Origin of the sequence: Pseudomonas akapageensis (genome assembly GCF_011355085.1) — a bacterium.
GTDB classification, from domain to species: Bacteria; Pseudomonadota; Gammaproteobacteria; order Pseudomonadales; family Pseudomonadaceae; genus Aquipseudomonas; species Aquipseudomonas akapageensis.
The window spans coordinates 15,856-42,122 of record NZ_VXCP01000048.1 but is presented as its reverse complement, the minus strand read 5'-3'; the positions used below and the strand labels follow the sequence as shown (position 1 = coordinate 42,122).

At 63.6% G+C, this 26,267-nt stretch carries 20 protein-coding genes and 1 pseudogene; 13 read left to right on the top strand and 8 right to left on the bottom strand.

Annotated features, from left to right (window positions below):
- Positions 1-48: 48 nt before the first annotated feature.
- From F2S13_RS25565 to F2S13_RS25550, 4 genes are all read right to left on the bottom strand, one after another.
- Positions 49-1,092: a fimbrial protein gene (locus F2S13_RS25565; protein WP_166366157.1), complete on the bottom strand. Its 1,044-nt coding sequence runs from the start codon at positions 1,090-1,092 to the stop codon at positions 49-51.
- Positions 1,089-3,611, bottom strand: a complete 2,523-nt coding sequence (locus F2S13_RS25560; RefSeq protein ID WP_166366155.1) for a fimbria/pilus outer membrane usher protein — start codon at positions 3,609-3,611, stop codon at positions 1,089-1,091. The genes F2S13_RS25565 and F2S13_RS25560 overlap by 4 nt, the downstream gene beginning before the upstream one ends.
- A 76-nt stretch (positions 3,612-3,687) precedes the next feature.
- Complete coding sequence (locus F2S13_RS25555) at positions 3,688-4,419, bottom strand: fimbrial biogenesis chaperone (protein WP_166366153.1); 732 nt, start codon at positions 4,417-4,419, stop codon at positions 3,688-3,690.
- Between the two features lie 107 nt (positions 4,420-4,526).
- Positions 4,527-5,057, bottom strand: a complete 531-nt coding sequence (locus F2S13_RS25550) for a fimbrial protein (protein WP_166366151.1) — start codon at positions 5,055-5,057, stop codon at positions 4,527-4,529.
- A 273-nt stretch (positions 5,058-5,330) separates the two neighbouring features.
- On the opposite strand from F2S13_RS25550, the gene F2S13_RS25545 reads away from it, so the two are divergent.
- Entirely contained in the window at positions 5,331-10,094 is a 4,764-nt protein-coding gene (locus F2S13_RS25545; protein ID WP_166366149.1) for a leucine-rich repeat domain-containing protein, read from the top strand.
- Positions 10,095-10,405: 311 nt separating this feature from the next.
- Positions 10,406-10,711 (top strand): DUF3077 domain-containing protein, encoded by a 306-nt coding sequence (locus F2S13_RS25540; protein WP_166366147.1) that lies wholly within the window; start codon positions 10,406-10,408, stop codon positions 10,709-10,711.
- Between the two features lie 94 nt (positions 10,712-10,805).
- Here the strand turns inward: F2S13_RS25540 and F2S13_RS25535 are convergent.
- Positions 10,806-11,263 (bottom strand): annotated as a pseudogene (locus F2S13_RS25535) (REP-associated tyrosine transposase).
- Between the two features lie 334 nt (positions 11,264-11,597).
- Between F2S13_RS25535 and kdpF the strand changes: the two are divergent.
- The 6 genes from kdpF to F2S13_RS25505 are packed head-to-tail and all read left to right on the top strand — an operon-like array spanning position 11,598 to position 19,405.
- Positions 11,598-11,687, top strand: a complete 90-nt coding sequence (gene kdpF, locus F2S13_RS25530) for a K(+)-transporting ATPase subunit F (protein ID WP_166366145.1) — start codon at positions 11,598-11,600, stop codon at positions 11,685-11,687.
- Positions 11,688-11,695: 8 nt separating this feature from the next.
- Positions 11,696-13,390 (top strand): potassium-transporting ATPase subunit KdpA, encoded by a 1,695-nt coding sequence (kdpA, locus tag F2S13_RS25525; protein ID WP_166366143.1) that lies wholly within the window; start codon positions 11,696-11,698, stop codon positions 13,388-13,390.
- A 2-nt stretch (positions 13,391-13,392) separates the two neighbouring features.
- Entirely contained in the window at positions 13,393-15,468 is a 2,076-nt protein-coding gene (kdpB, locus tag F2S13_RS25520; RefSeq protein WP_166366141.1) for a potassium-transporting ATPase subunit KdpB, read from the top strand.
- Positions 15,469-15,488: 20 nt separating this feature from the next.
- On the top strand, positions 15,489-16,049 hold the full coding sequence (kdpC, locus tag F2S13_RS25515; RefSeq protein WP_166366139.1) for a potassium-transporting ATPase subunit KdpC: 561 nt from the start codon (positions 15,489-15,491) through the stop codon (positions 16,047-16,049).
- A 15-nt stretch (positions 16,050-16,064) separates the two neighbouring features.
- Positions 16,065-18,716 carry a sensor histidine kinase gene (locus F2S13_RS25510; protein ID WP_166366137.1) on the top strand — a complete coding sequence of 884 codons (2,652 nt, stop codon included), beginning with the start codon at positions 16,065-16,067 and terminating at the stop codon, positions 18,714-18,716.
- On the top strand, positions 18,713-19,405 hold the full coding sequence (locus tag F2S13_RS25505; protein WP_166366135.1) for a response regulator: 693 nt from the start codon (positions 18,713-18,715) through the stop codon (positions 19,403-19,405). The genes F2S13_RS25510 and F2S13_RS25505 overlap by 4 nt, the downstream gene beginning before the upstream one ends.
- Before the next feature lie 183 nt (positions 19,406-19,588).
- Here F2S13_RS25505 and F2S13_RS25500 read toward each other — a convergent pair whose 3' ends face one another.
- A complete protein-coding gene (locus tag F2S13_RS25500; protein WP_166366133.1) occupies positions 19,589-20,632 on the bottom strand; it encodes a patatin-like phospholipase family protein in 1,044 nt (347 codons plus the stop codon).
- A gap of 205 nt (positions 20,633-20,837) precedes the next feature.
- Here F2S13_RS25500 and F2S13_RS25495 point away from each other — a divergent pair, with 205 nt between their 5' ends.
- The 3 genes from F2S13_RS25495 to F2S13_RS25485 all read left to right on the top strand — a co-directional run bounded on the left by F2S13_RS25495 (position 20,838) and on the right by F2S13_RS25485 (position 22,806).
- Positions 20,838-21,116, top strand: a complete 279-nt coding sequence (locus tag F2S13_RS25495) for a hypothetical protein (protein ID WP_166366131.1) — start codon at positions 20,838-20,840, stop codon at positions 21,114-21,116.
- Positions 21,117-21,145: 29 nt separating this feature from the next.
- Positions 21,146-21,913, top strand: a complete 768-nt coding sequence (locus F2S13_RS25490) for a CHAD domain-containing protein (RefSeq protein WP_166366129.1) — start codon at positions 21,146-21,148, stop codon at positions 21,911-21,913.
- Positions 21,914-22,008: 95 nt separating this feature from the next.
- On the top strand, positions 22,009-22,806 hold the full coding sequence (locus tag F2S13_RS25485) for an acyl-CoA thioesterase (RefSeq protein WP_166366127.1): 798 nt from the start codon (positions 22,009-22,011) through the stop codon (positions 22,804-22,806).
- Positions 22,807-22,810: 4 nt separating this feature from the next.
- Here the strand turns inward: F2S13_RS25485 and F2S13_RS25480 are convergent, their stop codons facing one another.
- Together F2S13_RS25480 and F2S13_RS25475 are read right to left on the bottom strand one after the other, a co-directional pair.
- A complete protein-coding gene (locus F2S13_RS25480) occupies positions 22,811-23,176 on the bottom strand; it encodes an Mpo1-like protein (protein ID WP_166366125.1) in 366 nt (121 codons plus the stop codon).
- Positions 23,177-23,281: 105 nt separating this feature from the next.
- The gene (locus tag F2S13_RS25475) at positions 23,282-24,088 is read right to left on the bottom strand and encodes a TatD family hydrolase (protein WP_166366123.1); all 807 of its coding nucleotides are present in this window, start codon (positions 24,086-24,088) and stop codon (positions 23,282-23,284) included.
- Positions 24,089-24,256: 168 nt separating this feature from the next.
- Between F2S13_RS25475 and F2S13_RS25470 the strand changes: the two genes are divergently transcribed.
- Both F2S13_RS25470 and F2S13_RS25465 read left to right on the top strand, forming a co-directional pair.
- Positions 24,257-25,678: an MltF family protein gene (locus F2S13_RS25470; protein WP_166366121.1), complete on the top strand. Its 1,422-nt coding sequence runs from the start codon at positions 24,257-24,259 to the stop codon at positions 25,676-25,678.
- A 103-nt stretch (positions 25,679-25,781) separates the two neighbouring features.
- Complete coding sequence (locus F2S13_RS25465) at positions 25,782-26,213, top strand: DoxX family protein (protein ID WP_166366119.1); 432 nt, start codon at positions 25,782-25,784, stop codon at positions 26,211-26,213.
- The last annotated feature ends 54 nt before the right edge of the window (positions 26,214-26,267 follow it).

Below are 26,267 nucleotides of genomic sequence, written 5' to 3'. Positions count from 1 at the left end.
CCATACAAGCTGGCTTGCCAGTGATAGGGCCTGATCAGGCAATCTTCACTATTTGTAGTTCACGGTGAAGTTCGCCGTCGCATTGGCCGTCCCGGGGTTGACCACTGTCGGGTTCAACCTGATGTAGCGCGCCCGTAGCGGCACGAAGGTGGTACCGTCTTGCACGTGATTGAGGCGAACCTCTTCACCCAGGGGCATGGGTGTCGTCCAGGTGGAGTTCTTCAGAATCTGCACGCCGACGTTTCCGGCCGTCGAGTCGGGCCTCAGGTTCAAGATGCCCCGGGCCGCATCGTAGATGGTCGAGCCATTGGCCGGGTCCAGCTTGATGTTGGCGTAGTTGCCGGAGAAGTAGTTCCAGTTCATGTTTGGCGGGTAGGTGCCCGCTGTGCAGTTGTAGAGCGGGATTTCAAAGTCAACGTAGGGCGTGACGCCTGCGCCGCCGAGGCTGAGCACGCTTTGATGATGCGCTCCCAGGTCGACGTTGACTTGCGTGGGTGCCGCCGCGGGCATGTTGCAGCCTGCCACTGTCACCCGGGCACTGAGCGAGCCGCTGACAAAGGGCGCGCCGTCGAACGTGATGCGATACAAGTCCTTGTTGATGGTATGGGTGCCAGTCGCGATCTCGCCGGTTTTGACCAGATACACTGCTTGTAGATTGTTGTAGCGGGACTGGGCGTCGGACAGTTGGCAGACGACTCCCGAGAATGGATAGAACCGTTCATTCGGGATGATCTGGGTAAAGTTGGGTTTGCAGATCAAATAGCCGCCGTGCCTGACCGCAATACCAATGCCAGGAATGCCCGAGTCGTAAAGATGCTCACCCCGGCTTTGCGATCGACTGTCTGCCGAGGCTGCAACGATGCTGGGCAGACGCGGCCCGATCAACAAGTGGTGCTCCAGCGGCTTGCCCATGTCGGTCATGTCACTGGACTGGCCATCGCCGGTGGTTTTCTGGGCGATCTGCGAGCCGATCGGAGCATCCCTGGGGATGAATACCTCGCCGAAGTCATGAACGTTGGTGGTGGGTACAAGGGCCATTGCCCCATTGGCGCCAGCCAGCAGACAACCGGTCAATAAACCGTGAATTTTCATTGCGCTTGCTCCTTGGATGTTTCGGCGGGTAGCCGACAGGTCCGGTCCAGGGTCAGGTAGCCGTCATCGACTGGCTCCTGTTCAAGATCAATCTGCACCTGGCATCGCTCCGTTTTCCTGTCGCCCCACTTGACGGTAAAGCGCTGGGCGTCTTCGGCAATGGACATCAGCACCTGCCCACCCGGGCCGACCATGCCGACAGCGTCACCGCTGTCGTCCAGTACCTGCGCGCCGAAGGGCGGCAGGCTGCCGTCGGCCAGGCGCAGATTGACCACGACCTTGGTCGACCGCACAGCCTGGAAAGAGGCCTTGACCACGGCGCCTCGGCGCGGGACCAGGTGGGTCACGCCGTTTTCGATGTCCACGTTGGGGTCCATGTCGTGGGTGGTCAGGCTCACCCGGTTCTTGCGATAAGGCGTGAGGTACGGCACCAGCGCGTAGCCGCGTTCGTTGGTCAGGCTGCCGGGGGCATTCTGGATGCCGACATTCGCCGTGTCCGGCACCTCGACCAGGGCCAGGGTCTCGCCCAGGGTGTGGCCGAACTCCAGGCCTCCCGCGTGGCCCAGCAACGAGCCCGAGGCATTGAGGCTGGCGCGCTGGTAACCATCGCCGGCGCTGACGCCGGCACCCAGTTGGGCAAAGGGCGCCCGGTAGCCCAGCGACGCGGAGCCGGAATTGCCGCCCGTATCGGCGTGACTGGCGTTGAGGTTGTAGCTCAGGTTGCTGTCGTGACCGGCCCAGCCGTTGAGCCCGGCGCGATGGTCCAGGGAGCCGTTGTCATTGCGGGTCAGGCCATAGGTGGCGGTCGAGCCACGACCCAGGGGCATCGACACGGTGAAGGCAACCTGGTTGGTTTCGCCGAAGGAATCGGTCAGGGTCTTGCTGGCGTAAAGACCGAGACTCAGGCCTCGGTATTGGGTGGTAACGCCCAGTTGCAGCTGGCGGTCCTGGCGCGAGTCGCCCCAGTAGGTCTGCTGGCTCAGGTTCAGGTAGAACGAACCATAGTCCATGGGTTGCGCCACGCTCGCTTCCAGACGGCTGCGTTTGGTCACGGTGCGCGCCGTGTTGGGTTGTTGCTGCCACACCGCCTCGCCAAAGTCGCGATAGCCTTCGGTGGAGTAACGGTAGCCGGCAAAGCGCACCGAGGTGCCGGTGGCGAAGGCCTTGCCATAACGCAGGCCATAACTCTGGCCGGTGTTGGTCTGCCCTTGCAGGGTGTCGGTGGCCGCCTGGGTGAAGTCCAGGGAGACCGCGCCGATGGGGCCCAGGCTTTTGCCCACGCCGACTTGGGTGGCCCGATAAAAGTCGCTGCCGAGCAGGCCGCCATACAGGGTGAAATCATAGGGCAGGCCGTAGGCCAGGGAGCCCTGGCCGAACTTCGGCCGGTCGCCTTCCATGGCCGCGTTGTACTCGCCGGCGGTGAGGCTGTAGCGCCAGATCCCCTCGCGCAGCATATTGCCCAGGGTCGCGTAGGGCTGGGTGAAGCGCCGCTCGCGGCCATCGGCTTCGGTGATGATCACTTCCAGTTCGCCGCTGCCGGTGGCGGCGTTCAAATCGTCGATCTCGAACGGGCCTGGCGGCACGAAGGTCGAGTACAGGGAATAGCCGCTCTGACGGACCTCGACCTTGGCCTGGGTTTCGGCGATGCCGCGAATCACCGGGGCATAGCCCTGCATCGAGTCGGGCAACATGCCCAGGTCCGACGCCACTTGCACCCCCCGAAACGGCAGGCTGTCGAACACATCGCCCGGGGTGAAGCTCTCGCCCAGGGTCAGGGTGCCGAGGGTGCCGGGCAGGTCGCGCTGGGCGTAGGTGGTGCTGCGCTGCCACTCACGGCCGGCGTCGTCGCTCTGGGTCAGTGCCGAGTTGGCACGCAGGCGCCAGCCGGCGATGTTCAGGCCGGCATTGAGGTACAGGTTGTACGAGTTGTCGCTGCCCTGGGCGTCGCTATGACCCTGGGCGCCGGAGAACTGGTAGTTGAGCAGGGCGGCATTGATGCCGCTGTCCCACTCCTGGGCCGAGACGTAACCTACGGCATCGCGGCGCAAGGCGATTTGCGGCACGCTGATGTCCAGGGCCAGGCGCGCGGCATCGAAGCTCACCGCCGTGCCTTCGATCAACCCCTCAAGGTCGATGCAGTCGGCCAGCTGTTGGCCGGGCGCGACGAAGGCTTCGAGCTTGACGCCCATGTCTTCGAGCAAGGCACGGGACAGGCAGGCCTGGACACCGCCGTCACCGTCGTCGACAAAACGCAGATCGCGCCGGTCGAAGAAACTCTGGTTCAGGCGGATCACCACAGGGTACGTGCCGGGCGCCACCTGGCTGCTGCGGGCAATGGCATTGAGGTCCAGGTTGGGGCCGGCCGTGGCGCCGCCGAACGGCTGCATGAAACTGGCGTCGAAGGCCACCGATTCAGCCCGTACAGCCGGGCTGTGCAGGGCGCCGGCAATGGCCACGATCAAGGGCACTGCCTGGAACAGATCCCGGGGCTCGCGGGTGCGTTTTATTCGCTGGTGCATGGCATCACTCACTACTCGGCCGACCGCTGCATGTGCGCAGGCGACTGAACGTCCGAAGAGGATAAAAAGAGGTGGCTTAGCGCGCCGCACTCAGGGCGACGCGCCTGGGCTCGGTGTAGCCGCCGTAGTCATTGATCACCGAGAAGGTCACGGCCTCGGGCTTGTCGTTCTCGGTGGGGAGCCGGTACTGCCGGGAGGCGAAGGGGGCGACCATCAACTGCGCGTCGACGTCATTGACCTTGCTGCCTGCGGCCACCTTGATGTCGATGAAGGACACGTGGAACGCCGACGGGTTGTGCACTTCAAGCATGGGCTTGCCATCGACCTGCACCACTGACCAGCGCAGCGCGGGCAAGGCTTCGAGCAGCGAGCTTTCGAGACCCTTGGGCCGAAAGAACAGCTTCAGGCGCGTGCGTACGGCGACCTTCAAGGTGTTTTCGTCGCCTTCGCTGGCGGCCGGTATTTCCTGGGCATTGAAGTAGAACACCGACTCGCGATCGCTCGGCAGTTCGCCGGCCGTGCGCACGATGCGCACCATCTGTTCCTTCCTGGGGTCCAGGCGGAACAAGGGCGGTGTGGCGATGAAGGGCGCGGCGATGTTGTTGTCGTCGGCCTCGGTGTTCACCCAGGCCTGCACCGCATAGGCCCGGTTGCTGGCATTGCCGACGGAAATGGAGGCATCGCGCTTGTTGCCATCGAAGATCACCCGGGTGCTGCTCAGGGTGATGCCCGCCTGGCTCGGCGCACTGGCCAACACCAGCAGCGCGGCCAGGCAGGCACGGGTGAAAAGGCTGTGACGGTGACGCATGGTGGTCATCCTCGGTCATCAGTGAAAGGCGCGCCTGCCCGATTCTGCAGGCAGGCGCTGAGCTCAAGGGGGTGAGCTCGAAGGTGTGAGCTCGGGGGGGGAAGGGGTCAGCGAATGTTGACCGAGAACGCCGCCTTGCCATTGGCCGAGCCTGGCTGGGCGGGTCCTGTGGCGATGTAGTTCACGGTGAAACGGATCGGGTTGGCGAAGTCGTAGTCGGCCGATGGCTCGGACATCTTCACTTCCTGGCCGTTGGCATCCTTGAACTGGATCGCCACGTTCTGTGCGGTACTGCCTTCGATGCCCAGCCACTGGCCGCTGGGGCCGACTGCACCGGTCATGGGCAGGAAGGTCACGGTGGCGCGCTTGCCGTCAGGGGTGCAGCCGGCATCCGGGACGGGCCTGAGGGTGAACGCGCCCCCGCCCGCCACGGCACCGGCAGAAGGCAGGGAACTGGCCTGCACATCGCCCATGTACACCTCGCCTGCCACGCCACCGGTGTTGTTGCCGATTTCGATGGCGCAGGTGGTGGCCGTGATGGAGCCGCGGAAATCGATTTGACCGTCTTCAGCCATGGCCCCAGAGGCACCGCCCAGTGCCATGGCAGCGAACAGGCTGCCGAGTGCGAACTTTTTCATGTGAACTCCAGATAGTGTGTGCGCCCACCGGCGCGTAAATACTTGAATGGTGTGAGCGACGCGCTGCCAGCGGCGGCTGTGCGATGCGCTGTTCACGGTGGGTACTATCTGGAAAACGGACCAGGGGATTGATCGGACCGTTCTGCCCGGTGTCGTTATTTTTCCCAAGTGATTGGAGAAATTTCCGAAGCAGCCGGGTATGGCGATATATACCGCATGCGGGTCCTGGCAAAGGAGTTTGCTGTGGCTGTCTTATCACAGCAGGTACCCATCATGACTGAGCAAACAACGATCACCGATGAAAGTGTTCATGGCGCTTTCATTCACAGCAGAATGCCCGCCTGGTTCGGCCAGGCCCATCCCGAAGCCATCAAGGCCTTGTATCGCAGCCAGGTCCCGAATCAGCCTGAAGGCGCCGATGGTGCGCTGCTCGCCGCACAGGTGCGCAACAAACGTTCGCGCCTCACGGCCGCCCGCGCACTCGGCGGTTTCAAGGGGATCGTCGAGTTCGCGGCGCCCTTGCTCCAGGCGAGCCTGAAAAACCGCTTCGGCCTGGAGCTGGACGTCAACCGCCACGAGCTGTTGCATTTTTCCGCCGCGCCGTCCTATACCGGTGATGTCAGCCAGGTAAAGCTGCTGTCCCGGCAAACCTTGCTGGAAGCGGCCCTGCGCAACTTCACGGGCAATGAAGTGTTTACCCGCAACTGCGCGCTGGCGCCCTTGGGCGCGGTGTCGATACAGGCCAACATCGCCAGTACCGGCGAAGTGAGCACCAATATCCGCTACCGCGAAAGGCTCTCGGTGACTCCCCAGCAATTCGCCAGCCTGTGCCGCGAACTGGACCTGGGCCAGGCCTATCAGCAGCATCTGAACGAAGTCTTCGCCCGTCCCGCAGTGGCCCCGGCCATGGTCCAGGCCAACCAGGACGCGCTGGCGGAGCAGGCGCATATCGCCAGGTTGCAGGGGCACATCAGCGACGCGGCCCACACCATGCTGCTGGCGTTGATCGCAGGGCAGGGTGCGGCCACCCTCGATGGGCAGCCGGTGCGTTGCAGTGGTCTGCAATTGCTGGGCGTTGCCCTTGGCGATGTGCTGGTGATCGGGCCGATGATCGACGGCAGCGACAGCGAGCAACCTTGTGTCGTTTACATACCGGGCGATCCCAACCACCCGCTCAAGGAATACGCCTCGCGCCACCGTGTAACGGTCTACCTGCGGCAACAGCTGTATCGCCCTGAGTACCTCAAGTTTTTCCTGGGGTTCGTGCCCAGGCGCGAGCAGGCGCGGGTGTACCGCCACTACAACGTGTTCGAGTCCCAATTGCCCAAGGGGGTTGATGTGCTGGTGGAGCGGCCCATCCCCAACGAGCTGTTTGGCGCCTTGCATGAGCGCAGTGTGGCCAAGGCCAGGGACGATGCCCGCGTGCTGGCGGTGCCCACTGCCGACGTGGATCACCAGGCCTGGCTTGCGCAGGTGGAGCACTACCTCTCGATAGGTTTGAACGTCGTGAACGTGGCCGCGTTTTTCGTGCCCGGGCTGGGCGAGGTGATGATGGGGGTCATGGGCGCGCAATTGATGAGCGATGTGTTCCATGGCATCGAAGCCTGGGAGGCGGATGAGACGGCCGAGGCCGCCGGCTATTTGCAGTCGTTGTCATTGAACATCGCCTTTGTGGCGGGCCTGGGCATCGTCGGCAGCCAGGTGGCGGCGGCGCTCAAGCCTTCGGCCTTTGTCGAAGGGCTGGAGCGCGTCGAGCTGCCCGATGGCCAGGCGCGTTTGTGGAAGCCCGACCTTCGGGAGTACCGCCAGGTCATTGAGCTGCCCGCCACACTGCAACCCAATGCGCGGGGCCAGTACGTGTTCGAAGGCAAACACTGGGTCCGCCTGGAAGGCGACCTGTACGAGCAGGCATTCGATCCGCGCATCGACCGCTGGCGCGTGCGCCACCCCAGCGATGCCCAGGCCTATCAACCGGTGCTGGAACACAATGGCGAGGGCGCCTGGCGTCATGGCCACGAGCGGCCATTGCAGTGGTCGCGGACCCGGCTGTTACGGCGTATCGGCCATAGCGTCGACGGCTTGAGCGACGCAGAACTTGCGCACGCCCTGCAGATCAGCGGCATTCATGAAGATGCACTGCGGCGCATGCACGTGGAACGTCAGCCGGTGCCGCCCTTGCTGGCTGACACCCTCGAACGTCTGCAGATTGACCGGCAGGTGCAACGCATGATCGAGCAGATCCGTCGTGGCGAGCCGATCCCCGAGCACATGACCTATCCGCTGGCGCTGGTGGTGGAGCTGCCTGGTTGGCCGGCCGACGCTGTGTTGCAGGTGTATCACCGGCCCGAGTTGCAGGGCGGGCGGGTTGAATACGGCAGCGCGTCGGGCGGCGAGGGCGCGCCGCTTAAAGTCAGCCGCGCCGAGGTGCTGCGCGGCGAGTTGGCGGAACGCTTGATCGATCAGCTGAGCGAGATGCAGATCACCCGGCTGCTGGGCGACGGCGTGGGACCGCAGCGCGCGGTCAGGGTACAGGCCCTGCGCGACCGGCTGGCCGATTACAGCGATGAGCGTCGAAGCGCCATTTTCGACAGTGTCTATCACAGCCCTGCGTCGGTTCCGGACCCACTGTCGGTGCTGCTGCGCGAACGTTTCCCACGGCTGAACGAACCCCTGGCACGGCGCCTGCTCGGCACGTTGACCACGCTCGAGCGCACGCAATGGGTAAACAGCACCCTCATGCCGTCACGGCTGGTGAGCCTTGCGACCCAGCTGTCGACGGAGCTGCCACTGGCACGTGCCTACGAAGGCCTTTACCGGCCCACGCTGGCTCAGGCTCACAGCGACCGTCTGTTGTTGGCGTGCCTGGGTCGCTTGCCCGGTTGGTCGAGCCAGGTGTGCCTGGAACTGCGGGGCGGGCAAGTGAGGGGGCCGCTGCTGGAGCGGCTGGGTTCGCCATCTGCGCCGATCAAACGTGTGTTGGTCAAAGGCAATAAAGGCTATCGCGCCTATGACGGGCATGAAGAGTTGCACAGCCTGGCGCCAGCGAGCAGCGACAACGACCTGTACAAGGCCATCCTGCAGGCCTTGCCCGATGTCCAGCGCGATGCGCTCATGCTCGGTGTGCACGACAGCGAAAGCCTCAAGGCCCGCGTGTTGAGCGTCGCCACAGGCGCCCGCGACGAGGCCGGCAGATGGCTATGGTCTTATCGGGTCAGCGGCTGGGACGAAAGCGGGCGCCTTCGCGGCGGGGGCGGGAACCAGAGTCACCAGCGAGGCGCTGGCGGCTATCCGCCTGCCGGGGCATTGGCGTCACCCGAGGAACAGCGCTACCGCGAGCTTTATCCCCAGGCGTCGACGACGGAGACACTCGAGCAATTCATCCGCTGGGGCGAACAGGGCCTGGCGCCGCGGCTGGAGATCACCCGGCTGGAAGCCCAGCTGGCGCGTCTTGACAGCGACCTGGCCAACTGGGCGGCCGGGAGCATTTACCGCGAGAACGCCAGGACGCGCATCATCGAGGCCTGGCAGCGGATTTCAACGAATTTGACCGAAACCGGCGAGCCCACGACGCTGCTGTTTCTCAGTGGCCAAGCGTTGCGCACCCACGATCTATTGAGCTTTCCGCTTCTGACTGCCGATTTCACCCACGTGAGTGTACTGTGGCTCGATGGCAATGGCTTGACGGAGCTGCCGCTGGCCTTCTTGCGCAACTTCCCGGCACTGCAACGCGTCAGCGCCAGTCAGAACAGACTGCAAAGCTTTCCGGCAGGATTGAACAGCGAGCGGCTGACGGCCCTCGACCTCTCGCACAATCAGATCGCCTGGGACGCCGCCGCCCAGACAGCCTTGGCCGACTGCACGAACCTTGACACTCTCGAACTGAGCCATAATCCGCTGTATACACCGCCTGATCTGGCGCCACTCACCCGATTGAGTGTCGTTCGATTGACCGATAGCGGATTGACTGCTTTGCCTGCAGGCCTCGAAGCAATCGAGGCGCCCACCCTGGTGGACCTGGCCGACAACCGGATTGAAACCCTGCCCAACAACGTCGTCCGTCTGCCAACTGTCGTCGCCGAGGCGCTTAATCTGGAAGGGAACGCCCTGGACGATGCCAGCCTGAACCTGATCACGCAGCATTTTGCCGATCACCAGGTCGACCTGCTGGTGGCCGAGGTGGATTACCGCTTTTTGCTCGAAGGCGCCAACCCCGCGCAGCTGGCGATCTGGCAGCGCTTGCGTACTCCCTCCAACCTGCGGTTTATAAGGGAGGTGCGTTACATCATCGAAAATCCTCTGTTCGATATCGTCCCCGCCACGTCCCGCCGACGTTTGTGGGGGGTGCTGGAGTGGATGGACAGCAACGAAGCGTTCCGGCAGCAGGCGCTGGCCTATAACCCCAGGCAGCTATTCGATCTGGAGCTGCTGGGACGGGTCCAGCGCGCCAATCAGCTTGCCGCTCCTCGGCAAACGACCGAGCAACTGCTGGCGCTGGCAACCGACTACATTCGCGTGGCGCGCATCGATACGGAACTGCAGGTGTTGACCGAGGATGCCGAGGGCATTGATACCGAAACCTTCGAAATATTGGGCCAGCTGTGCTTCAAGCAGCTCGCCCGCGAACCTGCCCTTGCGTTGTTGCAGGCGCCCACTGTCGGGGAGGAGGTCAATGTCGACCAGGCGCTCGCCGGCGCGATCGAACTGATGACGCCGCAATGGCTCGACCAGTTGCGCCTGCGTTTGCTGAACCTGAATGCGGGGACGCAGGAAGGGCTTGATGCCCTGTTTGCGGTCAACACGGACGACGAGCCCTTGATTGCATTCTGGCAGGAACGATTACGCGAGCGTTATCAGACGCGTTTCGCGCAACTGCGCCAGACGCTGGACGACCAGTTGGAAGAGGCCGAAGCCACGCTTCACGACGGCGCGTACCTGATCGAGGCCAACCTATTGAGAGCGCAGTTCGAAACCGACACCCAGGCCTTGATGAGGACCCTGACCCGGGAAATATTCGAGGGCATTGTCGAGCAGTGGTAAACACGGCTTGCCTCAAATGTAACGCGAGGTGAGACACGGCTTGCATGCACCCGGCAGCGACGTTAACCTTTGCGCGTCGCTGCCAATTCAGCGGCCGGGTTTAGTCGCCCGCAACCTCAATGCGCATAAGCGCCCCCGTTCCGAGTGTCGGCGTTTTTTTTCGCCTGCATTTTCGTGCAATGGCGGCTGTGCGCGGGACGCCTTCGGGTGTGCCGGGAGTCATTGAGGCCCGGTCGACTAACCTGCGTACAGCTGCCACCCATTTGTTTAGTCGCAAACGTGGCAGTTCCACACCTCAATGGAGCTACACCATGATCAAGATCGTCCCAGATCCACCCCCCACCATCATTGAAAAAACCGTCACCCCCCCTTTCGGCAGCTGCGATGCCGGCCATGCACCGCTATTTGCCGTGCGCGCCGGGATACATGCCGAAGATGCCCTGGTGCATGCCTCGTTGTCGCTCAAGTGCGCATTGGACATCGTCCAGGTGGCGTGTGAGCAGGAAGGCGTGAGAGTGAGCGGGCTGCTCTGGTCGACCCTGCATTCCATCGAAACGGCCAAGGCGCTGATCGATGCGTTGGCCGATGGGGCGCAGGCGCCAAGGCCGAAGAAGTAACGACATCGGGCCTCATCGCTGGCAAGCCAGCTCCCACAGGTACTGTGGAGATCCCTGTGGGAGCTGGCTTGCCAGCGATGAATTCACCACCGACTCAAAGCCATATTGCATCCCAGAGCGGATAGTCCCCGATGTGCTCGACCAATCCAGCTCGCAACGGGTTGGCTATCAGATATCGAGCTGCGGCTTTCAGGTTTTCATCTCGACGTATTGCACGGTCGTGAAAGCCCTGCTGCCAAAGCGGCCCTTCGCGATTACAGGCCTGATTCACCGCACACGTGCTTCTGGATTTGGTTCGGCGCATCAATGTTGCCAGCGAGCCGCTCTGCAGTTCCACCATCCAATGGAAATGGTTGGGCATTACGACCCACGCCAGGGACACGATCGAGCCTTCTTCCTGGGCGCGCCTGAACTCATTCACCAAAGCCGTCCCAAGTGCCAATGGTCAAAGATGGTTTCATGGTTATTTACGTTCGTGGTGAGCAGATAAATACGACCTGGTTCCGATACTCGTCCGCAGCGAAGTCGGTGTGAGGCGGGTAGTTTGGACATTCCTTTGTCCTCAGTTGATTCAGGGGTAGAAAGTACCGGACCTGCGATTGGTGTGTGTTTGAATCAGTGGGACAGTATGTGTCCTTGAGTGGGTTATCGCTGGCAAGTCGAGTCGTCGCACCGCAGCTCCCACAGAGGTCTCCCACAAAAAAGTCTCTCACAGAGATCTGCAGTGAACCCTGTGGGAGCTGGCTTGCCAGCGATGAGGCCCTAAAGCTAAAACCAATTTTTTACGAATTCTTTATACCCCGGGCCCACCCCCGGTCTCGTCCCTTTACACCCCCCTTGCCGACAATAACTGTCAGCGGCACGTGCCGTACGACGGAGATTTCCAATGAGCATTCTGGACGGGGTGTCACTGCTGCTGGCAGCAGGACTGTTCATCTACCTCTTGATCGCGCTGCTGCGCGCCGACCGCAGCTAGGGGGCGTCATGCACAGTTATGACTATGCCGTGATCCTGGCCTTTTTCGCGCTGGTGCTGTTGCCTGCGCCCTGGCTGGGGCGGTTCTATTACAAAGTGATGGAAGGCCAGCGTACCTGGCTGACGCCGGTGCTTGGCCCTGTTGAGCGGGGCTGCTACCGGCTGGCGGGGGTCGATGCCCGAGAGGAGCAAAGCTGGCAGAAATACGCACTGGCGTTGCTGGCGTTCAACCTTGCAGGCTTCGTGCTGCTGTTCGCGGTGCTGCTGTTGCAGGGCTATCTGCCGCTCAATCCGGCGCAATTGCCGGGACAGGAGTGGACGCTGGCGTTCAACACCGCCGTGAGCTTCGTCACCAATACCAACTGGCAGGCCTACAGCGGTGAAGCGTCGGTCAGCTATCTGAGCCAGATGGTCGGCCTGACCGTGCAGAACTTCGTCAGTGCCGCTACCGGCTTGGCCGTCCTGGTCGCCCTGTGCCGTGGCATCGCCAGGCGTTCGGCCGCGACACTAGGCAATTTCTGGGTCGACATGACCCGCGCCACCCTCTATGGCTTGCTGCCCCTGTGCCTGCTGCTGGCGCTGTTTCTGGTGTGGCAGGGCGTGCCGCAAACTTTCGCCCAGTATGCCCATGCCGTGACATTGCAGGGGGCCGATCAGGTGATCCCGCTGGGTCCGGCCGCCAGCCAGATCGCGATCAAGCAACTGGGCACCAACGGTGGCGGTTTCTTCGGCGTCAACTCGGCGCACCCGTTCGAGAACCCCACGGCCTGGAGCAATCTGTTCGAGCTTGCCTCGATCATCCTGATCCCGGTGGCGCTGGTGTTCACCTTCGGTCACTATGTCAAGGACCTGCGCCAGAGCCGGGCCATCGTCGCCTGCATGCTGGCGCTGTTCCTGATCGGTGGCGCGACGTCGCTGTGGGCCGAGTACCAACCCAACCCGAGCCTGAACAACCCCATGGTCGAACAGACCGCGCCGCTCGAAGGCAAGGAAAGCCGCTTCGGCACTACCGCCACGGTGCTCTGGTCGGTGACCACCACCGCTGCCTCCAATGGTTCGGTGAACGGGATGCATGACAGCCTCAACCCGCTGTCGGGCATGGTCGCGCTGGTGAACATGATGGTCGGCGAAGTGATTTTCGGCGGGGTCGGCGCCGGGCTCTACGGCATGTTGCTCAACGTGCTGATCGCGGTGTTCCTGGCCGGCCTGATGATTGGTCGCACGCCGGAATACCTGGGCAAGAAACTGCAGGCCCGGGAAGTCCAGTTGCTGGTAGTGACCCTGTTGGTGATGCCTGTGGGCGTGCTGGTGCTCGGCGCCATCGCCGCCAGCCTGCCGGGTCCGGTGGCCGCTGTGAGCAACCCCGGCGCCCACGGTTTCAGCCAGTTGCTCTATGCCTACACCTCGGCCAGCGCCAACAACGGTTCGGCCTTCGGCGGCTTCGGTGCCAACACCCCGTTCCACAACCTGATGCTGGGCCTGGGCATGTTGATCGGCCGCTTCGGCTACATCCTGCCGGTGCTGGCACTGGCCGGTAGCCTGGCCATGAAGAAGACCGCGCCGGTGGGGCAGAACAGCTTCCCGACCCATGGTCCGCTGTTTGTCACCTTGCTCACCGTGACCATCTTGCTGGTGGGTGGCCTGACCTTCCTGCCGACGTTGGCCCTGGGGCCGATTGCTGAACATTTGAGTATGGGCTTCTAATCATGAACATGCCGATTCCCGTAGCAAAACCCGCCGGCAAGAAACGCGCGGCGGGCGTGAAAGAACAGCCTGCAACGTCGATTGCATCCCTGTGGCGACCCGCCCTGGTGCAGGCCTTCGTCAAGCTCGATCCGCGTCAGCTGAAGCGCTCGCCGGTCATGCTGGTGGTGGAACTGACCGCGATCCTCACCACCCTGTTGTGCCTGCTGCCCGATACGGCCGTGCCAACCGGCGTGGCGGTGCAGATCGCCCTGTGGCTGTGGTTCACCGTGCTGTTCGCCAACTTCGCCGAAGCCCTGGCGGAGGGGCGCGGCAAGGCCCGCGCCGACAGCCTCAAGGCCGGCAGCCAGGGACTCAATGCAATGCGCCGCAAGGCCTCGGGTGAGTTCGAAGTGGTGGCCGCCAGCAGCCTGCGCAAGGGCGATGTGGTGCGGGTAGTGGCCGGTGAAATGATCCCCGGCGACGGCGAGGTGATCGAGGGCATCGCGGCGGTCAACGAGGCGGCGATCACCGGTGAATCGGCGCCGGTGATCCGCGAGTCCGGTGGCGACCGCTCGGCCGTGACCGGCAATACCCGCCTGGTCTCCGACTGGCTGCTGGTGAAAATCACCGCCAACCCGGGCGAGTCGACCCTGGACCGGATGATCGCTCTGGTCGAAGGCGCCAAACGGCAGAAGACCCCCAACGAGATCGCGCTGGATATCCTGCTGATTGGCCTGACCCTGATCTTCCTGCTGGTGGTGGTGACCCTGCAGCCCTTCGCCCACTTCGCCAATGGCAGCCTGCCGCTGGTGTTTCTGGTGGCGTTGCTGGTGACCCTGATTCCCACCACCATCGGCGGCCTGCTGTCGGCCATCGGCATCGCCGGCATGGACCGCCTGGTGCGCCTGAACGTGATCGCCAAGTCCGGGCGGGCCGTGGAAGCGGCGGGGGATGTGCATGTGCTGATGCTGGACAAGACCGGCACCATCACCTTCGGCAATCGTCGCTGCGCGGCGGTGCATGCAGCGCCCGGGGTGAGCAGCAAGGAACTGGCCGAAGGCGCGTTGCTGGCGTCACTGGCCGACGACACGGCCGAAGGCAAGTCCATCGTCGAATACCTGCGTCAGCTGCACAACTTCAATGAGCCTGATGCTGCGCTGATGACCCCGGTGGCCTTCAGCGCCGAGACGCGTCTGTCCGGTGTCGACTACCAGGGCCGTGTGTACCGCAAAGGGGCGGTCGATTCGGTGTTGGCCTTTGTCGGCCAGCAGCGCCTGGACATGCCGGCGAGCCTCTCGCGGGAAGTCGACAAGATTGCCCAGAGCGGCGGCACACCCTTGCTGGTGTGCACTCAAGGGCGCCTGCTGGGCGTGATTCACCTCAAGGACGTGGTCAAGCCGGGCATCCGCGAACGCTTCGTCGAGTTGCGCAAGCTGGGTATTCGCACGGTGATGGTGACCGGTGACAATCCGTTGACCGCTGCGGCCATCGCCGCCGAGGCCGGGGTCGACGATGTGCTGGCCGAAGCCACCCCCGAGAAAAAACTGGCGCGCATTCGCCAGGAGCAGAACGACGGCCGCCTGGTGGCCATGTGCGGCGACGGCGCCAACGACGCTCCGGCCCTGGCCCAGGCTGACGTGGGCATGGCCATGAACGATGGCACCCAGGCGGCGCGCGAGGCGGCGAACATGGTCGACCTGGACAGCGACCCGACCAAGCTGCTGGACGTGGTGCAGATCGGCAAGGAACTGCTGGTCACCCGGGGCGCGCTGACGACCTTCTCCATCGCCAACGACGTGGCCAAGTACTTTGCCATTCTGCCGGCGCTGTTTGCCGCGATCTATCCGCAGCTGGGCGTGCTCAACATCATGCAGTTGGCCAGCCCGCAGAGTGCGATCGTATCGGCCATCGTCTTCAACGCCCTGATCATTGTCGCCTTGATTCCGCTGGCCTTGCGCGGCGTACGGGTCCAGGCGGCCAGCGCGGCGCACCTGCTGCGACGCAACCTGCTGATCTATGGCGTGGGCGGCATTGTCGTGCCTTTCGTGGGCATCAAGCTGATTGACCTGCTGCTTAATGCCGTGCATCTGGTTTAACGGATTCCAAGGAGCTGAACATGTCTACTTTCTTTCGCCCGGCCATGAGCCTGATCGTGTTGATGACCCTGATCACAGGCGTGGCCTATCCGCTGGTGGTGACCGGCGTTGCCCAGGTGGCCTTCCCTGAACAGGCCAATGGCAGCCTGTTGCAGGACGCCGGAGGCAAGGTGCGCGGATCCCTGCTGATCGCCCAGGATTTCACTGGCGACAGCTGGTTCCACCCACGGCCATCGGCCGGTGCCTTTGCCACGGTGTCCAGCAGTGCCAGTAACCTGGGCCCGAGCAATCCGGCGTTGGCAGCGCGGGTCAATGAAGACGCCGCCAGGCAGTATGTGCCGGAGCAGGGGCCGGTGCCGCTGGCCCTGTTGACCACCTCCGGCAGCGGACTGGACCCGCACCTGCCGCCTGCGGCCGTCGACTACCAGGTGGCACGGGTCGCGGCTGCGCGGCACATGCCAGTGGCTGCCTTGCAACAAATGGTCGACCAGTTCACCCTGCAACCCATGGTCGGGCCGCCAGTGGTCAACGTGCTGGCGTTGAACAGCGCCCTCGACCTGCTTTCGACAACTACCCCTTGAGCTTGAGAACCCTTCATGAGTGATTCCGACCGCGCCGATGCGCTGCTTGCCGAACTGCCCCGCGAAGGCCGCGGTCGACTCAAGGTGTTTCTCGGGGCTGCGCCCGGGGTGGGCAAGACCTACGCGATGCTTCAGGCCGCCCATGCCCAGCAGCGTCAGGGCGTGCAGGTGCTGGCGGCGGTGGTCGAGACCCACGGCCGCGCGGAAACCGAGGCGCTGCTCGGCGGCTTGCCCCAGCAGCCGCTGCTGCGCTCGGAATACCGTGGGGTGATGCTCGAAGAGATGGACCTCGATGGCCTGCTCAAGGCTGCACCACAACTCGCCCTTGTCGATGAGCTGGCCCACAGCAATGCGCCGGGCGGCCGCCACACTAAGCGCTGGCAGGATGTGCAGGAATTGCTCGCCGCTGGCATCGATGTCTTCACCACGGTCAACGTCCAGCACCTGGAAAGCCTGAACGATCAGGTGCGCGGCATCACCGGCGTGCAGGTGCGCGAGACCTTGCCCGACTGGGTCCTGCAGGAAGCCTTCGAGCTGGTGCTGATCGACCTGCCGCCGCGCGAGCTGCTCGAGCGCCTGCGCGAGGGCAAGGTCTATGTGCCCGAACAGGCGCGGGCGGCAATCGATGCCTTCTTCACCCAGACCAACCTGACCGCCTTGCGCGAGCTGGCCATGCAGACGGCGGCGGCCCAGGTCGATGCGGACCTGGCCCAGGGCTACCGGCAACGGGGGCAGTCGGCGCCGGCCTTGCGCGGGCGCTTGCTGGTGGGTGTCGATGGCGATGTCCAGGCCGAGCGGTTGGTGCGCCATGCCAGTCGCGTGGCCCAGCGCCGGCACCTGCCCTGGAGCCTGGTGCATGTGGACAACGGCACGATACGCGACGAACAAGCGCGGTTGCGCCTGCAAAGCGCCCAGCAACTGGCCGAGCGCCTGGGCGGCGAGGTGGTGGTGCTGCGCGCCGGCGAGGTGGCGCGGACCTTGATCCAGCACGCCGCCGAGCGCCGGGCCAGCCTGGTGCTGGTCGGCCAGTCCCGTGATCGCCTGCGCCGGCGCTGGTTCGGTGCCGGTGTCGATGCGCGCTTGTTGCGGCATGCCCATGGCCTGGAAATCAACGTGCTGGACCGCGACGATGCACCGACGCCTGCGCGTTTGCCGGTGGCCGGGCACTGGGTCTGGTTCGACTACGCCCTGGCGGTGTTGGCCACGGCGCTGGCCAGTGCACTGGCCTGGGCGGTGGCCAGCGTGCTGGCGTTGCCGAACATCTCGCTGGTGTTCCTGGCGGCGGTGCTGCTGGTGGCGGTGCGCAGCAGTCTCGGCCCGGCACTGGCCTGTGCAGCGCTGTCGTTCCTGGCGTACGACTTTCTGTTCATCCCGCCGAATTTCTCGTTTCACATCCAGCGCGAAGAGGATGTGCTGACCCTGTTGTTCTTCCTGCTGATGGCTGCGCTGACCGGCAACCTGGCCGCGCGACAGCGTCGGCAATTGCAGGCCCTGCGCGACACCCAGGAGGAAACCAGCGAGCTGCTCGACCTGTCGCGCAAGCTTACTGCCGCCACCGATCGCCAGGCCGTGTTCAACGCGGCGGGCCAGCACCTGGAAGGCTGGCAGGAGTTGCAGCTGTGCCTGCTCGACCGTGATGGTCAGGGTGGCTGGAAGGTCGCCAGTGGTGGGGCGCTGCAGTTTTCCGAAGCCGAGCGGGCGGCCGCCGACTGGGCCTGGCAGCATGATCAGGCCGCAGGTCACGGCACCGGTACGCTGCCGACGGGTCGCTGGTGGTGGTGGCCGCTGTCGCTGGAAGAGGGACCCTTGGCACTATTGGGCGTACGACCGCGTGAGGGCCAGATACTGACGGCCCAGCGTCGGCGCCTGTTGACCGCGCTCAGTCAGCCCCTGGCCCAGGCCCTGGCCCGGGCCCGCTTGGCTGAAGACCTGGAAGCGGCTCGCCTGCATGGCGAAACCGAGCAGTTGCGCAGTGCCTTGCTGGCGTCGGTGTCCCATGACTTGCGCACGCCTTTGACGGCCATGCGCGGCAGCATCGACAGCCTGCTGGCCCTGGGCGATGCCATCGGCCGCGAGGATCGGCGCGAGCTGCTCGAAGGCACCCGCGATGAGGCCGAGCGTCTGGATCGTTACATCCAGAATCTGCTGGACATGACCCGCCTGGGCCACGGTGCCCTCAAACTCAGCCGCGACTGGGTGGCACCGACCGACATCGTCGGCAGTGCCCTCAACCGACTGCGGGTGCTGTTGTCGCCCTACGAAGTTCACACCGACGTCGCAGCGGACCTGCCCTTGCTGCATGTGCACGCCGCCTTGATCGAACAGGCGCTGATCAACGTGCTGGAAAACGCCGCACGCTTTTCGCCGGCCCATGGGCGTCTGGAGTTGGCGGTCGGGGTCAATGACAGCGAACTGTTCTTCGCCGTCAGCGATCAGGGGCCAGGTATCCCCACGGATGAGCGCGAGAAGATTTTCGACATGTTCTACACCGCCGCCCGCGGCGATCGCGGCGGGCAGGGCACCGGCCTGGGCCTGGCGATCTGCCAGGGCATGATCGGCGCCCACGGCGGGCGCATCGCCGTGGGCGAGGGTATCGATGGCCAGGGCACCTGCATCACTCTATTCTTGCCGCTGCAAGCGCAACCGGATCTTGAGAGTGAAGCATGAGCCAGACCGCGACCATCCTGGTCATTGATGACGAACCGCAGATACGCAAGTTCCTGCGCATCAGCCTGGTGTCCCAGGGCTACAAGGTGGTCGAGGCCGCCACCGGCGGCGAGGGCCTGAGCCAGGCGGCATTGACCCAGCCCGACTTGCTGGTGCTCGACCTCGGCCTCCCGGACATGGACGGGCAACAGGTGCTGCGCGAGTTTCGCGAATGGTCCCGGGTGCCGGTGCTGGTGCTGTCGGTGCGCGCCAGCGAAATCCAGAAAGTCGAGGCCCTTGATGGCGGCGCCAATGACTATGTAACCAAGCCCTTCGGCATCCAGGAATTCCTTGCCCGGGTGCGCGCCTTGTTGCGCCAGGCGCCGCAAGGGGAGACCCAGCCGGCGTTGATCAGCCTTGGGCCATTGTGCATCGATCTGGCCTATCGCCGGGTAACGCTCGACGGCGTTGAAGTGGCCCTGACTCGCAAGGAATACGCGGTGCTGGCGCAGCTGGCGCGTTATCCGGGGCGGGTGGTGACCCAGCAGCAGTTGCTCAAGGATATCTGGGGGCCGACCCATGCCGAGGACAGCCACTACCTGCGTATTGTGGTGGGGCATGTGCGGCAGAAGCTGGGGGATGATCCGACGGCGCCGCGGTTTATCGTGACGGAGCCTGGGGTGGGGTATCGGTTGGTGGGGGATGCCTGAAGCAGACGCCATCCTGGAGGCAGATGACAGCCCTGTAGCCGCTGCCGCCAGGCTGCGCTGGAGTCCCGCAGGGGCTCCCCCCGGCGGTCTTGAGATCTTGCGCCTGCAAGGCAGGCGAGCGCAGCCTGCGGCAGCGGCTACAGAAATTGCGGCGTGTCCGAAGTTGTCGAGGGATGCCCGCCTTTATCGCCGCTCACTCTCATAATTCTCCAACGTATCCCGAGCAATCTCCCGCCCCAGCGCAATCAACTCCGGTGCCTTGTAAAACTCGAAAAACCGGCACACCCGCTTGGGCACGTTGATCAGGATATCCGGCGGGTACCCGGCGATCTTGTACTGGGCCAGCGACGTCTGCATCACCTCGAAACTCTGGTTGATCAAATCCAGCAAGGAGGCCGGGCCGACGTTGTCGATGATGAACGAACCGGTGGCGGACTTCGGCGCGCCGGGGTTCTCGGGGGCCGCTGCCGGTTGCTGGGCCTCGGGGTCGGCCGTGTCGCTGAGCCAGGGGTTGGGGTCTATCGTCGAAGTTGATGCAAGGGTCTGCTGTTCCAGGCGCATGAGTTCTTCGGCCGGCTTGCGCCGGAACGGCAGGTGCGATCCCAGGGAACTGATCAGGTTGTCGAAGCGCATCCTGAACGCCGCCGGCCGCTCGATCACCGGCAGTTGGTAGTGTTTCTGGTTGGTCGAGTTGAGGTTGACGGCGATGATCAGGTCGCAGTGGCTGGACACCACCGGCACGATCGGCAACGGGTTGAGGATGCCGCCATCGACCAGCATGCGGTTGCCCTGCATGACCGGGGTGAACAGACTGGGAATGGCCGCCGAAGCCCGCATGGCCTGATGCAGGCAGCCTTCCTGGAACCAGATTTCCTGCTGGTTGGTCAGGTCCGTACAGACGGCGGTGTAGGGGATGCGCAGGTCTTCGATATTGATGTCGCCGACGATCTTGCGGATCTGCCCGAAGATCTTCTCGCCACGGATGGCGCCCAGACGAAAGCTGACATCCACCAGGCGCAGCACATCCAGGTAGTCCAGGCTTTCGATCCAGTTGCGGTAGTCGTCGAGCTTGCCGGCGGCGTAGATGCCACCGACCACGGCGCCCATGGAGCAGCCGGCGATGCAGGCGATGTCGTAGCCGCGCCGCTCGATTTCCTCGATGACCCCAATGTGCGCGTAGCCTCGGGCGCCACCCGCGCCCAGCACCAATGCGACTCGTTTCTTCATGATCGGGTCCCTGATGGCTGTCATTTGAGTATGCACTATCTCGCCACGCTTGAAGGGTGGGGGGCACTGATCGGGCACCCATGGTTGCTGGCGCTTCGCTATCGGGCGTTGCTGCGCTACGCTTGAAAGCGGCGAGCCAGGGCACTTTTTTGCTTGTGTGCCGTCTTAGCCTGCACGTTTGATAATCATTTTAGAGGTGTTATTGATGAAAGCCTGGATCTGTCTGCCGTTGCTTGCCCTGGTTCTGTCCGGTTGCGCGGGCAAGACGGCCTATCGGGACAGTTGCGCAAACCAGATCGATGCGGCCTGGAAAGAGCTCGATATCGCCAAGGCCGAAGGCTTTGCCGGGACGGTCAGCTATTCAAAGGCGTTGTCGCTGCTCACCGGCGCGAAAACCCAGCAGCAGTTCGAAGCCTACGAGGGCTGCTCGAAAAAGGCGGAAAAAGCCCGCTTTTATATTCGCGAATCGCGAGCCGGGCGCTAATACTCCTGTACTGATCCAGGAGAACAGCAATGGCGGCGATGATTGATCATGTGGTCGCGCAGATTGTCGGGTTGCAGATCAAGTTGTTGTCCTGCCAGGCACGCCTGGCGGCGCAGACCGACAGCGAAGCCTTGCACGATCTGCGTACCAGCGTGCGGCGCTTGCGCAGCCTGTTGCGGCCCCTGCGCGGGCTGCCCGGGGTCGATCAAGTGGAGGCTGCGGCCAAGGCCGTCGGGGAGCTGACCACGCCGTTTCGCGACAAGGAAGTGCTGGCCGCGCACCTGATCGCCTGGCACTTTCCTGCGGCGGGGGCCAAGCGGCTCGCCGAACTCGAGGGCGTCTTCGTCGCGGTCGCCGCCAGTGCCGAACTGGGTCGATTGCTCGCGGTGGTCGATGCCTTTCCGCAGTTCCTGCGAGCGGCGCAGCGGCAAAAGCTGTTGCGCGGCTTGCGCCGTCGGGTCGACAAGCGCCTGGTCAAGCAGTGGCGCAAATTGCTCGAGGCCCTGCGCGATCCGGCCCATGACCGCCATCGCCTGCGTCTGTTGATCAAGCGTGTGCGCTATGCGCACGAAGCCTACCCGCAACTCGATCGATCGCCGGCCAAAACCGCGCGCTGCCTGAAAGAGGCCCAGGGTGCCCTGGGCGACTGGCATGATCATTTTCAGTGGCTGTTGCAGGCCGAGCAGCAGGCCGACCTGGCCCCCTGTGTCGCTGGCTGGCAGGCCGCCATGAAGCAGGCCGAGCAGGTCAGCGATGAAGTTCTGGATAAACTGTTGGCCATCTGCAGCAAACAATGACCCGCTAGATTGTCGCAAATAGGCGCTGTCAGCCCAGCGCGGGCCTGCTGTTTATTGGGTAGGATTCAGGTTCGTTTCTTCGACCTGAGGTCTGCATGAATTTTTCCGAGCTGCTGATCGCGGCACGCCGCCACCCGGAGGCGGTGACCATCCCAAGTCAGTGGTCCCAGGGCCGCGCCTGTTTCGGTGGGTTGATGGCCGCGCTGCTGTATGAGGCCATGCGCGCCAGGGTGGCGCCGGAGCGGGTGGTCCGCTCGCTGGCCATTACCTTCGTCGGCCCGGCCGAGCCCGACGAGCCGATCAGTTTAGAAGTCGAGGTGTTGCGCCAGGGCGGAGCGGTCAGTTCGCTGCTGGGCCGGGCCGTGCAGAAGGGCGCTGTGGTGACGCTGATCCAGGGCAGCTTCGGTGCGCCGCGCAGTTCGGTCATCGATATCCCGGCCTTGCCGGCGGTGGCGTTGAAAAGCCTGGAGGACTCGCCGGAATTGCCCTATGTCGAGGGCGTAACCCCCGAGTTCATCCGCCACCTGGCCATGCGTTGGAGTGTGGGCGGAATGCCGTTCACCAATACACCGTCGCGCACCATGGGCGGTTGGGTGCGATTGCGCGGTGATGTGGTCGAAGAGCCGGTGACCGAGGCGCACATTCTGGCCCTGGTCGATGCCTGGCCACCGGCCACCCTGCCGTACCTGAACAAGCCGGCAGCCGGCAGTACTTTGACCTGGACCATTGAATTCGTGCAGCCGACCGCGAAGGTCAGCACCCTGGACTGGTGCCGCTATTGCGCGACCATCGAGCATTCACGCGACGGCTACGGCCACGCTGCGGCGGCCCTGTGGAGCGCCGACGGTGAGTTGATGGCTATCAGCCGGCAGACGGTCACCGTCTTTGCCTGAATGACTAGTGCCGACGGTGGCGTTCGCGCCAGGCGCGCCACCAGGCACCGCTCAGGACAAAGCGTGGAAAGGTGATGAATTGCTCCACCAGCAGGCGCTGCAAGGCGTCCTTGCGGCCACTGAACGGTTCGGGTTGTTGCGTTTCGAGCCGATGCCCGTGGCGTTGCAGGCCGAGGGCTGCGATCAGGCCGATGATGCCCACGGCCAGCTGGCTGAAGTCAAAGCCAAACAGGCCTGAGAGGATCAACAGCACCGCCACGATGAACAGTGGCACGGCAATCATGTGCAGCACCAGATTGGTCGGGTGGCGATGATTGTCGTAATAACCCCGCCACTGCCAGGCGGGGAGGTTGGGCAAGCGTTTGCTCATGCTGCGGTTCTCCAGAGTCGTGCTCACAGGCTTACTTGAAGAATAGTGCGCAGGCAGATCGCCGGCCAATCGTGCGGCCCTATGACAGCTATAGACAGTACGGCGTCAGGCAATCTCGGGCAGGTTGAAAAAGGCCCGGGCGCAGGCGGTGGTGTGCGCGGCCAGTTGTTCCGGGCTTTCACCCCGGTGCAGGGCCACTTCACGCAGCACCTCGGGCAGGAAGGCCGGTTCGTTGCGGCCGTTTTTTGGCTTGGGCCGCAAGGTACGCGGCAGCAGGTAGGGCGCATCGCTTTCAAGCAGCAGCCGGCCCTGTGGAATATTGCGCACCAGTGGATGCAGGTGGGTGCCGCGTCGCTCGTCGCAGATCCAGCCTGTGATGCCGATGTGCAGGTCCAGGTCCAGGTAGCCGAACAACGCCCGCTGCTCGCCGGTGAAACAATGCACCACGGCCGCGGGCAGGCGGTCGCGGAAGTCGGCAAGGATTTCCAGCAGGCGCTGGCTGGCATCGCGCTCATGCAGGAATACCGGCATCTGCAGGTCGACGGCCAGGGCCAGATGCTCTTCGAGCACTTTCTCCTGCTGCGGGCGCGGTGAAAAATCGCGATTGAAGTCCAGCCCGCATTCGCCCACCGCGCGTACGCGTTCTTCCTTGAGCAATGCCCGCAGGCGCTGGGCCGTATCGGCGTTCCAGTCGCTGGCGCAGTGTGGATGGATACCGGCGGTACTGAACAGGCGCAGGCCCGTTTCGTCGTGCTGCTGGCACAGCTCCAGGGCGTGTTCGCTGCCTTGCACACTGGTGCCGGTGACCATCATCTGGCAGACCCCGGCGGCCTCGGCGCGCTCGATGATTTCAGGCAGATGCTGGGCAAAACTTGCGTTGGTGAGATTGACGCCGATGTCGATGAGTTGCATGGTGCTACCTCCAGCCTGCGGCCGGAAAGCATACCAGAGCTGAAGAAATAAAAATAAAACCAAGAACTTCAATAGGTTGTAGCTGTCTTTTGCGGTGAATTGTGGCGTAGAAACCAGGCGCGCATGTCAATGCGCCTATACTCGTGCCCCCCTTTTACTGGAGAGCGGATGACGCGAACCTCGCTGCTGATCGTGCTGTGCCTGGGGCTGCTCGCGTCGTGGCCGGCGGCTGCGCGCCTGGCCGGTCCGCAGGAAGCCGTAAGGCCTGGCACGGTCCGCGACCTGGCTGAAATCCGCGGCAGTCGGGTATTGCGGGTGCTGGTGAACCAGAGCCGCAACAGCTCCGGCGAGGTCCAGGGCGAGCCCATCGGTGTCGAGTACCATCGGTTGCGGGCGTTCGAGCAGTACCTCAACGGGCGCGCTCGCGATGGCCAGACCCTGCATCTGAAAATCATCCCCAAGGCCAAGGAGCAATTGCTCGGTGCCTTGCAGCGGGGCGAGGGCGACCTTGTGGCGCCGGGGGAATTGATCGATCTGCAAGCCTCCCATGCGGTCAGCGCCAGTGACCCGATTGTCAGCGATGTCCCCTTGCTGCTGGTCGGGCGCAAGGGCGAGCGCCGCCTGAGCCGGGTCGAGCAGCTGGCCGGGCGTTCCCTGGCCCTGCCCACGGGCAGCGCCGCCGGCGACGTCATTCATGAAATCAACCAGAAACTGGCGCTGCGCAAATTGCCGCCGGTCCAGGTCGAATGGGTCGATCCCAGCCTGGCTGTCGAAGATGTGCTGGAGATGGTCCAGGCCGGCATCTTTCACCTGACCGTGGTCGAGCAGCCCATTGCCGAGCGTTGGGCACGGGTCATGCCCGACCTGTGCATTGATCGCCAGGTACCGATCAGTACACCTGAACCCATGCATTGGTATGTACGTCGTGATGCATCGATGCTGCTGGCCAGCATTGACCGCTTCATCACGGGCTACCGGCCGCCTGCCGATCAGGATGCCGCGTTCGAGCGGGTTTATCGTCGTCTCTACAAAGTGCACAACCCCTTGGCCCGGGCCGACCGCCAGCGCCTGGAGAAAATTCGTCCGGTGCTGCAGCGCCACGCCGGCGAGCAGGGGCTGGACTGGCTGAACCTGGCCGCACTGGCCTTCAAGGAGTCGAGCCTGGACCCTGGTGCCAAGGGGGCCAGCGGCGCCATGGGGCTGTTGCAGATCACGCCGTCCGCCGCGCAGCGGGTGGGCGTGAGCAATATCCAGAATGTCGATGGCAACGTTCAGGCCGGCGCCCGCTACCTGTCGATGATTCGGCGCAAGTTCTTCGCCAGTAACCAGTTCAACGAACGCGAGCGCATGGCCTTTGTCCTGGCGGCTTACAACATCGGCCCGGAGCGGGTCCAGGGCTTGCGCGCCGAAGCGAGGCGTCGCGGCCTCAATCCTGATCAGTGGTTCTTTCAGGTGGAGCGCATTGCCATGGAACAGGTGGGCATGGGCGTCGTCAGTTATGTGAATGCCGTGAACAAATACTATTTGGCGTTCGATCGTGAACGAGAATCGCTGGAGCCGCAGGTGGGGAAAGTAGTCTCGCGCAAATAGTCAACTATCAGAACTGTCAGGGTGCAAAATTTGCGCATTTAGCCATTATCAATATGAATGTTGTGAAAGGTCACTATTTCGCTTCTGCCTGAAGGACTAAACCATGAACATGATCAATTCTGTACTGGGGACCCGTGCCGGACTTGGCATTACCGTTCTGCGCATTGTCGTCGGTATTATTTTTGCTGCCCACGGATCGCAGAAGTTGTTCGGTCTTTTTGGTGGCTATGGCCTGGCAGGTACTGCGCAGTACATGGAAAGCGTCGGGCTGACCCCGGGCCACTTAATGGCGATGTTATCCGGCGGTATGGAGTTCTTCGGCGGCCTGGCGCTGATCATCGGCCTGCTGGTGCGTCCGGCAGCGCTGGGGCTGGCGGTTCTCATGCTGGTGGCGATCTTCTCGGTGCATATCAATAACGGCCTGTTCATGAGCAATAACGGTTATGAGTTTGCCCTGGCGTTGTTGGGTGGGGCCATCGCTGTGCTGGTCGAAGGGGCGGGCAAGGCTTCGCTCGATGGTGCGATTGCCGATTGAAGCGGCAGGCATCTCGTTCCCACGCTCCGCGTGGGAATGCCTCCGCAGACGCTC